We start from the raw sequence: 12,391 nt of genomic DNA on the forward strand, positions 1-12,391 counted from the left end.
CGGTATAGGATGCGCGCAACCGCAGCCCGCCGGGAGAATTGGCTTGGATCAGATCGCTTACGTCAACGGCTCGTTCGTGCCTCTCGCGGAAGCCAGGGTGTCCGTCATGGACCGTGGCTTCCTGTTCGCCGATGGCATCTATGAAGTCGCGGCCGTGCTGGACGGCAAGCTGATCGACAATGCATCACATCTCGCGCGGTTGCAGCGTTCGGTCGGTGAGATCGCGCTGGAACTGCCGGAAACGATCGATCGAATCCAGGAGATTCAGAAGGAACTGATCGCGCGCAACAACCTCGTCAGCGGCATGGTCTATCTGCAAGTGACGCGCGGCGCCGATGTGGGGCGGGATTTCGCGTTTCCGAAGCGCGTCAAGCCGACCCTGATCATGTTCACTTCGGCCAAGGATATCGTCAACGCGCCGTCGGCCAAGACCGGCATCCGCGTGATCACCGTGCCCGATATCCGCTGGGCGCGCCGCGACGTCAAGAGCGTGGCGCTGCTGGCGCAGGTGCTGGCCAAGCAGGCCGCGGCGGAAGCCGGCGCCAGCGAGGCCTGGATGATCGAGGACGGCCTGGTGACCGAAGGCGGATCGTCGTCGGCGTTTATTCTCACGCAGGACGACGTGCTGGTGACGCGGCAGAATTCGAGCGCGATCTTGCCGGGCTGCACCCGCAAGGCGGTGGTGGCGCTGGCCGAAGAGCGCCAGCTTCGCGTCGAGGAGCGGCCGTTCTCGGTTCAGGAGGCGCTGGCGGCGAAGGAGGCCTTCATCACCAGCGCAAGCCTGTTCGTGCAGGCGGTGGTGAGCGTTGACGGCAAGCCGATAGCCGATGGCAAACCCGGTCCGATGGCCACTCGCTTGCGCGAGATCTACCTGGATTTCGCCCGCGCCACCGCGGTGTGAAACTGCGCGGCCCATCGCATCACGCCACCTCGATACGCCACCTCCATGTTCCAGAAAATGCGGTTCCGCCGGCGGGCCCTGCGCGGCGGCAAGATGCAATGTGACGGCGAATATGATAATCCGAGAGAAATCGGAGAGATTATCCAATGAGGGTGGATAATCGGAGGCTTCTATGGATAGGCTGACCAGTCTGACGGCTTTTGTCCGGGTCGTGGAGAATGGCGGGTTTTCGGCCGCCGCCCGCCGCCTCAACATATCGACGACGATGGTCAGTAATCACGTGCAGGCGCTCGAGGACCATCTCGGCGCCCGGCTGCTCCATCGCACGACCCGGAAAGTCAGCCTGACCGAGGTCGGCAAGGCCTATTACGATCGCTGCACGCAAATCCTCGCCGACCTCGAGCAGGCGGACGATATCGCGGGCGCGCTGCAATCGACCCTGCGGGGAACGTTGCGCATCTATGTCGCGACCCACATCGTTCCCTTCATTTCACCGATGGTCGCCGGCTTCCTCAGTTCCTACCCTGACGTCAAGGTCGATCTGATCATGGGCGAGCGGAATATCGACTTGATCGATGAAGGGTTCGATCTTGCGGTCCGGCTCACGCAACCGCCCGACTCCAGCCTGATCGTCCGCAGCCTGGCGACCTGGCGGCATGTGCTGTGCTGTTCGCGCGGCTATCTCGAAAAACATGGCCAGCCTCGAGAGTTGTCCGAACTCGCCGGACATAATTGCGTTCGCCACGCGCTCTATCCCTACAAGGATGAGTGGCATTTCACCGACAGCAAGGGTGCGCCGGTCGCGGTGCGGGTATCCGGCAATCTGATCTCCGACAGCGGCGACACGTTGCGAATGGCGGCGCTGCAGGGTGTCGGCATCTATCTTGCCGCAGGATTTCTGGCCTATGACGATCTCGAATCGGGGCGGCTGGTTCGGCTATTGCCCGAATACCGGCCGGTGCAATTCTCGATGAATGCGGTTTATCCACATCGTCATCATTTATCCGTGAAGATTCGCACTTTCATCGATCTTCTCGCGCAGCATAGCGCGGAGCAGCAGAAACTGATCGACCCCTATTCGTAACGGGCTTTCGTGGCCGGCATCCGCCATCTGGATTGGTGGCGAGCAATGCAATAACGTCGGTTGATCCGAACGATCGATCAGGCGGGCCGATGTTTTTGCGCAAATTGCTTCGACGCTCTGTCCTATTGGTCGGTGCGGTAGCCGCCGCTGTCATGGCTGCGGGCCCATCGTTCGCGGCCGGTGTCCCGTTCGGGCCGCAGCCCGGCGCGCAACTGTCGATCGGGAAGCTCGCGCCGATCGATGATTTCATCAATGGCGAGGTGGCCGCGGGGCGAATTCCCGGCGCCATCGTCCTGGTCCAGCGTCACGGCCAGCCGGTCTATTTCAAATATTTCGGCAGGCGCGACGTCGATGCGGGAACGCCGATGACGCCGGATGCGATTTTTCCGATCCATTCGGTGACCAAGACCATCACCAGCGTGGCGGCGATGATCCTGGTGGACCGGGGCAAGATCGCGCTCGACGATCCCGTCAGCAAATACATTCCGTCCTTCGCCAACATGAAGGTCGGCGTCGAGCGGAAGGACGAATCCGGCCGGCAGGTGCTGGATCTGGTGCCGCTGCGCCGGCCGGTCAATATCGAGGATCTGCTGTTGCAGACTTCCGGCATCACCTACGGCTTCTATGGCGATTACGGTCTGGTCAAAGCGGCCTATGACGGAATCTATCTCGGCGATTTCGACAACGCCGAATTCGCCGAACGGATCGCCAAGGTGCCGCTGGCCGAACAGCCGCGCACGTTGTGGGATTACGGGCATTCGACCGACATCCTCGGCCGTGTGATCGAGGTCGCTTCCGGTCAATCGCTCTATCAGTTCGAAAAGCAGAACCTGCTCGATCCGCTTGGCATGACCACGACAAAATTCTTCCTGACCGATCCGGCCGAGCGGGCGCGCTACGCGCAGCCATTGCCCAAGGACCGGCATGTCGAGCGCAACTCGCTCGATGTCACGCGATGGAAATCCGGCGGCGGCGGCATGGTCTCAACGATCTCCGATTTCGCCCGCTATGGTCAGATGCTGCTGAACGGCGGCACGCTGGATGGCAAAACCATCCTGAGCCGAAAGGCCTTTGCCGCGATGACGACGGATCACGTCGGTCCGGGAACGGGCGTGGCGCGCAACTATTATTATTATCCCGGCGACGGCTTTGGCTTTGGCTATGGCTTCGGGGTTCGCACCGATCCCGGGCTTGCGGTTACCCCGCCGCCGGGGTCGCTTGGCGAGATCAAATGGGATGGTGCCACCGGCGTCTACCTCGTGGTCGATCGCGCCGAGGACATGTTCTTCGTCGTGATGCAGGATTCCCCGTCGGGGCGTCAGCGTGTCAACGCCACGGTGAAGAAGATCATTTACGACGCGTTCGAGAAATGAGCCAACCGGCCATCGGATGGCCACGCTGGGAATGCAACCGATGCTGCGGAAACCGGACGGAAGCGATCAGATCACGATAGCGCCGGCGCGTATCGCAGCGCTCGACCGGGCGCGAACCTGCATCACGCTTCTGGTGCTGCTGCACCATTCGGTCGTCAACTACACTTATTTCGGCGACGGCGACCATGCCCGCTGGCTCGGGTTCGATCTGGTCGTGCTGTTCAACGACAGTTTCTTCATGGCCTGCATGTTTTTCATTTCCGGCCTGTTCGTCCGCGACAGCCTGATGCGAAACGGGCCGGCGAGCTTCATTCGCCACCGCGCCTGGCGCCTCGGGGTGCCGTTCCTGTTGTCGATCTTCGTGCTGATGCCGATTGCCTATTATCCGACCTTCCTGCGCTATCATCTGCCGGGGACGACGGATTTCAATTTTTTCCATTTCTGGTGGCACACGCTCACGGTCGGGCCGTGGCCTTCGGGGCCGTCATGGTTCTTGTGGGTGCTGCTGGCGCTCGATGCGATCGCGGCGCTGCTGTGGGCGGTCGCGCCCGGCAGCATCCAGGCGCTCGGCGAACTGATCTTCTCGGCGCGCGACCGGGCGGTGCCGGCCTTTATCGCTTTCTCGATCTTTTCGATCGCGATCTATCTGCCGATGCGGCTGGCCTTCGGCGACGCAAGCTGGCTGGAGCCGGACGGCTATCCGGTTCCGATCCAGACCAGCCGTATCCTGCTATATGCCGGTTATTTCCTTGCCGGCGTCGGCGTCGGCGCGGTCAATTTGAGGACCGGCGTGCTTGCGGAAAATGGCGAGGTGGCGAAACGCTGGCCGGTCTGGGCGGGCTTTGCGCTGCTGTTCTATGGCGCGATCCTCGCGCTTGTTTACATCCACCACAATTGGGTGGCCGATTTCAATTCGCCGCCACTGTCCTGGCGGGTCGGCTACGGCGTTGCCTTTGCGCTATTCAGCGCCGCGATGACGTTCACGGAGCCGTCGCTGTTCCTGCGCTTTGCGAAGGCGAGCTGGAACTGGATGGATGCGCTGCGGCCATCGGCCTACGGCATCTTCCTCGTCCACTACATTTTCATCATCTGGCTGCAATATGCGATGTACGACTACGCGCTGCCGGCTTTCGTCAAATTCATCATCGTCTTCGCCGGCACGCTGTCGCTGAGCTGGGCAAGCGTCGTGCTCTTGCGCAAGATCCCGTTCGTGGCGCGGATGATTTGAAGTTTGCTTCTGGGTGGCCTGTGGTCGTCATTCCGGGGCGATGCGAAGCATCGAACCCGGAATCTCAAGATTCATTCCGGGTCTGGTGCTTCCGCACCATCCCGGAATGACGATAGATGTCTTGCTGCGCCTCTGCGTCAGGGCTTCAGAATCAGCTTCTGAACCCGCCAGTTGAGCAATTCGGCCGCATAGATCACGTTTTCCGACGGGCACGCCATCGCGTGGATCCAGCCGAACTGCTTCAGCTGCTTGCCGGACTGGCCGAGCATGCCGAGCACCTTGCCGTCGAGGCTGAGCTTGTAGATGCGTCCTGGCCACGCATCCGAACTATACAGCACCTGATGCGGCGGCGGCGTGATGCAGATCGCCCAGGGCGAGCCCGGCGTGAAGGTGCCGCCGGCGAGCATCGCCTGATCCGGAATCTTGCCGATCGCAGGCTTGGCATCCGGCGGCACCGGGATGTCGATGACGATCTGGCGCAGGAATTTTCCGTCCTTGTCGAACACCTGGATGCGGTGGTTGCCGCGGTCGGCGACATAGACATTGTCGTCGGCGTCGGTCGCGATCGAGTGCGGGGTATTGAACTGGCCGGGCCCGGTGCCGCGCTCGCCCCACGATTTCAGCCAGTTGCCGTCCTTGTCCACCTTGGCGACGCGGGAGTTGATGTAGCCGTCGCTGATGAAGGTGTCGCCGGCCTTGTCCCAGGCGATATCGGTGACCTGGCGAAACCGGCCATCCTCGGCGGGCAAGGGCGGTTTCGGATGCTTGAGCGGCCCGGTGTCGTCGTCGGAGGCTTCCTGCTTGCGGCCGAACACCATGACGACGCGGCCCTCGGGATCGAACTTGATCACCATGTCTGAGCCCTTGTCGGTCACCCAGATATTGTCTTGCGGATCGATCTTGACGGCATGAGCGAATGACCAAGCGTAAAGGTTCTTGCCGATTTCGCGGACGAAGCTGCCCTTGGCGTCGAATTCCAAGAGCTGCGCCGCGGCGGCCGCATAGGCCGGGCCGGTGGTGTTGCCGCGCGACAGCACGAAGACATGCCCTTTGGAATTGACGGCGACGCCCGACACCTCGCCGAAATACATGTTGGTCGGCAGCTTGACGGGATTGGGGACGGACTCGAAGGGGATCGTGGGTACGTTCTGTTGCGCAAAGGCAGGCGATCCAGCCAGCAACAGAACACCGAGCAGCCAATGCTTCATGCTATTCTCTCCCGGAAGCGTTCGTTGTGTTTGTTGTTAGAAGCGCACGCCAGTCTATGGCACGTCCCGTCCTCCTTTGCAGGCGCGTCGCGTGTCATGACCGTTCCTCGTCCGGCGCATGGCCTGCGTGCAGGCGAACGGCCGGGCTTTGGCAGGACATTCAAATGCCGTCCTGCATGGCGGCGTGCAGCATGGCGCTTTTGCTCAACGTCAACGCAGCTTTTCTGTTCGCACCTGCAGCATTTCTCTGGCGTTGCAGCGAAGGGAACGCAGATGCGCCGGGATTGATGGCGAAAATCCCCTCCGCAATCCAGCTATGACGATCATTACTGCGAATATGCTGGACGGAACGGCGGTCTACTTCTAAATCGCCAACGAGAAAGCCGTCCGCCACGTCTCGGCAGATGGCGCATGTCTGGAGCTTGCCTGTGTGGGTCTTGTTGCTGCTGCCCTTTATCGGCCTGTTATGGGTGCCGTTCTTTAACTTCCAGGAGCCGGCGCTGTTCGGTTTTCCGTTCTTCTACTGGTACCAGCTCGCGTGGGTGCCGATTGCTTCGTTGCTGATCTGGCTGGTCCATCGCAGCCAGACTCCCGACGAAACGCCGTAACCCGCAAAGAGTATAGTCATGGCTGATCAGATCGAGTGGGTTGCGCTTTCGGTTTTCGTTTTCTTCTTTTTGCTCGTCACGGTGATGGGATTTTTCGCGGCGCGCTGGAGGTCCGGCCCGGTCACCGCCCATATTGACGAATGGGGGCTGGGCGGTCGGCAGTTCGGCACCTGGATCACCTGGTTTCTGGTCGGCGGCGATTTCTATACCGCCTACACCGTGATCGCCGTGCCGGCCCTGGTCTATGCGGTCGGCGCCTACGGCTTCTTCGCCTTGCCCTATACCATCATCGTCTATCCCTTCGTGTTCGCGGTGATGCCGGTGCTGTGGAAGGTGGCGCATGCCAATGGCCATGTCACCGCGGCCGACGTGGTCCACGGCACCTATAATTCGCGTGGCCTTGAACTGGCGGTCGCCATCACCGGCATGGTCGCAACCATGCCCTATATCGCGCTGCAATTGATCGGCATGGGGGTGGTGATCAAGGCGATGGGCCTGACCGGCGAATTGCCGATCGTCGCCTCCTTCATCATCCTGGCGCTTTACACCTATAGTTCGGGCCTGCGGGCGCCGGCGCTGATCGCCTTCGTCAAGGACATCATGATTTATATCGTGGTGCTGGTGGCCGTGGTGGTGGTGCCGTGGCAGCTCGGTGGATACGGCGCGGTGTTCAAGGCCGCGGGCGATGCTTTCGCGGTCAAGGGCGGCGCGACCGGCCTGACCCTACAGCCCGCGCAGATGCTGCCCTATGCCACGCTGGCGCTGGGGTCGGCGCTGGCGGCGTTCATGTATCCGCATACGCTGACCGGCATCTTCGCTTCCAAATCCGCCGATACCATCCGCAAGAACGCGATCTTCCTGCCGGCCTATACGCTGCTGCTCGGCCTGATCGCGCTGCTCGGCTACATGGCCTATGCGGCCCACATCAAGGTGGCGTCGCCGAACGACGTGGTGCCGATGCTGTTCAAGGTGCTGTTCCCATCATGGTTCGCGGGATTTGCGTTCTCGGCGATCGCGATCGGTGCGTTGGTGCCGGCCGCGGTGATGAGCATCGGCGCGGCCAATCTGTTCACGCGCAATGTCTGGAAGTCCTACGTCAACCCCAATATCAGCCACGCCGGCGAAGCTTCGGTCGCCAAGATCGCGTCGCTGGTGGTCAAGGTCGGCGCGCTGGCCTTCATCCTGTTTTTGCCGACGCAATACGCGCTCGACCTGCAATTGCTCGGGGGCCTGTGGATTCTACAGACCTTCCCGGCGCTGGTGTTTGGGTTGTTCACGCGCTGGTTCCGCCCCGAGGGCCTGCTGCTCGGCTGGGCGGTTGGAATCGGCTGGGGATCCTGGACGGCGTGGAGCAACGGGTTGAAGCCGCTGGCGACCATCAATCTCAGCGGCGTTGGCTATACGTTCTATGTCGGGCTTGGCGCGCTGATCCTCAATATTGCCGTTGCCGTGGTTGCCACGGTTATCCTCGCTTGGCTATTGCCGAGCCGGCAGCGCGTAACGGCTCCAACCTGAGACCGCGAGGCCGCCTCGGCTCGTTTTACCGCGAGATGATAACGCAGAGACTAGGTTCGGGCGAAGGTTTGCCCGGACCTGGATGCCGGTGTCCGTCCGTCATGGGCTTTCAACGCAGTCCACATCCTGATCACGGAATAACCGTAGTTGCCAAGACGTTGATCAGAAACCGGCAATTTTGACGGCAGATCGCCCCTGTAGCGTTTTTTAGCTGCCGTTATTTGTACTGTGTTTACTCTGACTCGTAACTTGGGCTGTTTTTAACGGGCATTTAGGTCGCCGATACCCATAAAATCCGCTTTGGATAGGCAAAGAATGGCCTCAGGAGCGAGGCGTTGGATACGGATATCACGCGTACATTTGCGGCGTTGAGCGCGACCAACGAAGCGATTCTCTATGCGAAATCGCCCGAAGAACTCTACCAGCAGGTCTGCGACGCGGCCTTCTCCAGCGGCGACTTTCTGGCGACGGCCGTCTTCTTGCTGGAGGCTGGCACCGACATGCTCCGTTTTGCCTCGGGTTTCGGCGAGGACATCAAGCGGCTGCGCCGGATCGATATTTCGATCGTGGCCGATACGCCGGAAGGGTCGGGGGTTTGCGGCCAGGCCTTTCGCGACCAAAGGCTCTGCATCAGCAATGATTTTCTGAACGATACGCGTTCGCTGGCGTGGCGGCAGGGCGCATGCGATGCGCAGGTCGGAGCGGCGGCGGCGTTGCCGTTGACCTGTAACGGTCGCGGCGTCGGCGTGCTGCTCGTCACCAAGCGCGAGCCGGGTTCGCTGAACCAGCAGACCGTTTCGCTGCTGGCGCGTATATCGGCGAACATCTCCTACGCGCTCGACAATTTCGAGCACGAGGCGGCGCGGGAGCGGCTGTCGCGGATGTTTGCCGCGCTGAGCGCCACCAACGAGGCAATCGTCAGGGCCAGGTCGCGAGAGGAGCTGTTCGATCTTGTCTGCGCCGCCGCGGTACAGGGCGCGAAGTTCAACTCCGCATCCGTGGCTCTTGTGCGTCCAGGCACCGATCTATTCTATATCGCCGCCTCGGGCGGCGACGATTCCAGCGAAATGAGGAATCGTAAATTCGCGACGACGGCCACGATACCCGAAGGGCGCGGTTTGGCGGGAACGGCATTCCGGACGCAGCAACCCTGTTTCAGCAACGATGTCCTGGCCGACGAACGCACCCGGCCCTGGCACCGGGAAGCGCGCCGCAGCGGCGTGGCCTCCTCGGCGGTCATGCCGTTGCTCAGCGGCGGTCGATCGCAGGGCGTGCTGATTTTCAATTCGACCGAGCGCGACACCTTCACGCCGGAACTAATCGAATTGTTGCAGCGTCTGGCGGAAAATGTGTCGTTTGCGCTGGGCAGCTTCGATCGCATGGATGAAAAAACCAGGATCGAGGAGCAAAAAGAGCGTCTGACCCGGATGTTCGCTGCGCTGAGCACCACGAACGAAGCGATCATGCGGGCGAAGTCGCGGTCCGAACTGTTCGAACTGGTCTGCGAGGCCGCTGCGAATGGCGGCAAATTCACCTCGACCAGCATCGGCCTGGTCCAGGACGGCAATGATTTTCTCAATATCGTCGCCACGGCGGGCCCTACGGCGGAAAGGGCCAGGAACGGCAGGCTGTCCGTCAAGGAGGATTGCCCCGAGGGCAGCGGCATCAGCGGCATCGCGTTTCGTACCCGACAGCCGTGCATCAGTAACGATTTTCTGGCGGATCCGCGCGGCGCTTTTTTTCACGAATCGAACCGGCAGAACGGGACGAGCGCGGTCGCGGCATTTCCGCTGTTCAACCGTGGTCAGGCAGTCGGCATCCTGTTGTTTTGCGCGGCCGAAAAGGACGCGTTTACGCCGACGGCGGTCGACCTGCTGCAGCGGATCGCCGACAACATTTCATTCGCCCTCGATAATTTCGACCGCGCGGACGAGAAAGCCCGGGCGGACGAGCGGATCGAATATCTGGCGTCGCATGACAGCCTGACCGGGCTGCCCAACCGCGAGAAATTCAACGCGCTGCTCCAAACGGCGATGCAGGCGGCGCAGCATCGTGAACTGCGGTTCGCCATGCTGTTCATCGATCTCGATCGATTCAAGGTCATCAACGATTCGCTCGGCCATGAAGCCGGCGACAGATTGCTGGTGGAAACCGCCAGGCGGCTGCGCCAGACGCTGCGCCCGGGCGACATCGTCGCGCGTCTCGGCGGCGACGAGTTCGTCGTGATTCTCGAACATTCTGCCGCGCTCCGCGAGATCGAGGAAATTTCCGGCAGGCTGCTATGGGCGGTCAGCCAGCCCGTTCGGTTGAGCGGTCATGAATGTCACGCCACCGCCAGCATCGGCATCGCGATGTTCCCGGAACACGGCTCCGACGTCCATACGCTGACCAAGAATGCCGACATGGCGATGTATCTCGCCAAGGAAGACGGCAAGAACAATTTCCGTTTCTTCACCAAGGAGGTGAAGATGCCGTCGATCGAGCGGCTGACGCTGGAAAATTGCCTGCGTCATGCGCTGGAGCGCAACGAATTCTCATTGCATTATCAGCCGAAGATCGATCTGGCGAGCCGCCAGATCACCGGCGTCGAGGCGCTGTTGCGCTGGTCCCATTCCGAATATGGCCTTCTGCCGCCCGGACAGTTCATTCCGCTGGCTGAAGAAACCGGCTTGATCGTTCCGATCGGACGCTGGGCCCTGAGGGCGGCCTGCGCGCAGAACATGGCCTGGCAACGCCGTGGGCTGCGTCCGGTGTCGGTCGCGGTGAACCTGTCGCCGCGGCAGTTCACGGATGAAAATCTGCTGCACGATATCGACGAAGCGCTGGCCGCAAGCGGTATGTCGCCGGTATTGCTGCAACTCGAGGTGACGGAGAGCATGATGATGCGCAACGTCACGCGTGCGATCAGGACGCTGGACGAGATCCGGAGCCGCGGCATTCGCCTGGCGATCGACGATTTCGGCACTGGCTATTCGTCGATGTCGCTGATGAAGCAGTTTCCGATCGATACGCTCAAGATCGACAGGTCGTTCGTCCGCGATCTTCCCGACGATTCCGAAGACAAGGCGATTGCGCAGGCCATCATCAGCATGGGCAAGGCGCTGGAAATGACCGTCGTCGCCGAAGGGGTCGAAACCAGCGAGCAGGAGGCGTTCCTCCGGACGCATGGTTGCGACGAAATGCAGGGCTTCCTGTTCAGCCGGCCGCTGCCGCCGGAGCAATTGGCCGATCTGCTTCGGTCGTCGCCGCTGCTGGCTTCCCCGCCGCTGCAGCCGGCGGGCAGCGCCCCGGTTCTGTTTGCGGAATAGATCGCGCGCGCGTGGCCGCAAAGCTTCAGCGTAACGCGATCCATGCAAGCGGCGCGATCGCGCTGTAATACGGCGCGGGCGTCGTCAAATTCCGCAAGGGCAGATCAGGCCGTTGTAACGCCGGCGGCCAAGGAGCCTATTCGCCGCGCGCGGGCTCATGCGTCTTCAGCGGATGGGCCTTTTTGTGCCAGGCCCATGCGGTCCGGATGATGGTCGGCAGATCCGAATGCACCGGACTGAATTTCAATGTCTCGCGGGCAGCGCTGGGGTCCGCGACCAGATAGGTCGGGTCGCCCGGCCGGCGCGGCTTGATGACATGGGGAACCGGGCGGCCGGTCTCGGTTGCGATGGCCGTCAGTACCTGCCGCACCGAAAATCCCGTGCCGGTGCCGAGATTGAACGCGCCGCCCTGATGCCCCTGCATCAAAAGCTCCAGCGCCCGCAGATGCGCCGCCGCGAGGTCGGTGACATGAATGTAATCGCGGATCGCCGTGCCGTCGGGCGTGTCGTAGTCGTCGCCGAACACCGCGAAATCGCCGACATGACCCTGCAGCGCCATCATGGCGCGGGGAATGAGGTGCGTCTCATTATCGCGCAATTCGCCGATCTCGGCGGAGGCATCGGCGCCGCTGGCGTTGAAATAGCGCAGGCAGAACGATCCAAGCCCGTAGGCGCTGCGATAGTCGATGAGGATCCGTTCGATCATCCATTTCGAGGTGCCGTAGGGGTTGATCGGCGCGCAGGCATAGGTCTCCGGCAGCGCCTTGCTGTCGGCATTGCCATATACCGCGCCGGTGGAGGAAAACACCAGGCGGCTGCACCCGGCCTCGCGCATGGCATCCAGCAGCGACAGCGTGCCGCCGACATTGTTGTGGTAATATTTCCGCGGGTTGGAAACGGACTCGCCGACCAGGCTCGACGCCGCAAAATGCATGACCGCGGCGATACGATGCTGGGCGAAGGCGCGAACCAACGCCGGTCCGTCCAGCAACTCGCCCGGCACCAGCGAACCGGTGACGAAGCTGCGGTGGCCGGTCGAAAAATTATCATAGACGACCGGGTGATACCCTGCGGCGGCCAGGGCCCGGCAGCAATGCGCGCCGATATAGCCGGCGCCACCGGTCACCAGAATAGCCGGACGATCGCTCATGCCGATGTCTCGCAGC

At 61.8% G+C, this 12,391-nt stretch carries 10 protein-coding genes; 7 read left to right on the top strand and 3 right to left on the bottom strand.

Annotated elements, in window-relative coordinates:
- Nucleotides 1-43: 43 nt before the first annotated feature.
- The 4 genes from HB630_RS15655 (at nt 44) to HB630_RS15670 (ending at nt 4,586) form a co-directional block, all read left to right on the top strand.
- Nucleotides 44-901 carry a D-amino-acid transaminase gene (locus HB630_RS15655; protein ID WP_213773150.1) on the top strand — a complete coding sequence of 286 codons (858 nt, stop codon included), beginning with the start codon at nt 44-46 and terminating at the stop codon, nt 899-901.
- Nucleotides 902-1,073: 172 nt separating this feature from the next.
- Complete coding sequence (locus HB630_RS15660) at nt 1,074-1,985, top strand: LysR family transcriptional regulator (protein ID WP_213773151.1); 912 nt, start codon at nt 1,074-1,076, stop codon at nt 1,983-1,985.
- Between the two features lie 152 nt (nt 1,986-2,137).
- Nucleotides 2,138-3,358: a serine hydrolase domain-containing protein gene (locus tag HB630_RS15665; RefSeq protein ID WP_249780875.1), complete on the top strand. Its 1,221-nt coding sequence runs from the start codon at nt 2,138-2,140 to the stop codon at nt 3,356-3,358.
- Between the two features lie 40 nt (nt 3,359-3,398).
- Complete coding sequence (locus HB630_RS15670) at nt 3,399-4,586, top strand: acyltransferase (protein WP_213773153.1); 1,188 nt, start codon at nt 3,399-3,401, stop codon at nt 4,584-4,586.
- A gap of 137 nt (nt 4,587-4,723) precedes the next feature.
- On the opposite strand, the gene HB630_RS15675 is transcribed toward HB630_RS15670, so the two are convergent.
- Together HB630_RS15675 and HB630_RS15680 are read right to left on the bottom strand one after the other, a co-directional pair.
- Entirely contained in the window at nt 4,724-5,794 is a 1,071-nt protein-coding gene (locus tag HB630_RS15675) for a peptidyl-alpha-hydroxyglycine alpha-amidating lyase family protein (RefSeq protein ID WP_213773154.1), read from the bottom strand.
- A gap of 160 nt (nt 5,795-5,954) precedes the next feature.
- On the bottom strand, nt 5,955-6,188 hold the full coding sequence (locus HB630_RS15680; RefSeq protein WP_213773155.1) for a hypothetical protein: 234 nt from the start codon (nt 6,186-6,188) through the stop codon (nt 5,955-5,957).
- Nucleotides 6,189-6,198: 10 nt separating this feature from the next.
- On the opposite strand from HB630_RS15680, the gene HB630_RS15685 reads away from it, so the two are divergent.
- The 3 genes from HB630_RS15685 (at nt 6,199) to HB630_RS15695 (ending at nt 11,225) form a co-directional block, all read left to right on the top strand.
- Nucleotides 6,199-6,402 (top strand): DUF3311 domain-containing protein, encoded by a 204-nt coding sequence (locus HB630_RS15685; protein ID WP_213773156.1) that lies wholly within the window; start codon nt 6,199-6,201, stop codon nt 6,400-6,402.
- A gap of 18 nt (nt 6,403-6,420) precedes the next feature.
- Nucleotides 6,421-7,917 (top strand): sodium:solute symporter family protein, encoded by a 1,497-nt coding sequence (locus HB630_RS15690; protein ID WP_213773157.1) that lies wholly within the window; start codon nt 6,421-6,423, stop codon nt 7,915-7,917.
- A gap of 335 nt (nt 7,918-8,252) precedes the next feature.
- Entirely contained in the window at nt 8,253-11,225 is a 2,973-nt protein-coding gene (locus tag HB630_RS15695; protein ID WP_213773158.1) for an EAL domain-containing protein, read from the top strand.
- Nucleotides 11,226-11,361: 136 nt separating this feature from the next.
- Here the strand turns inward: HB630_RS15695 and galE are convergent, their stop codons facing one another.
- Nucleotides 11,362-12,375, bottom strand: a complete 1,014-nt coding sequence (gene galE, locus HB630_RS15700; RefSeq protein WP_213773159.1) for a UDP-glucose 4-epimerase GalE — start codon at nt 12,373-12,375, stop codon at nt 11,362-11,364.
- Between the last annotated feature and the right edge of the window lie 16 nt (nt 12,376-12,391).

The organism is Bradyrhizobium sp. dw_78, from assembly GCF_018449525.1.
Taxonomy (GTDB): domain Bacteria; phylum Pseudomonadota; class Alphaproteobacteria; order Rhizobiales; family Xanthobacteraceae; genus Bradyrhizobium.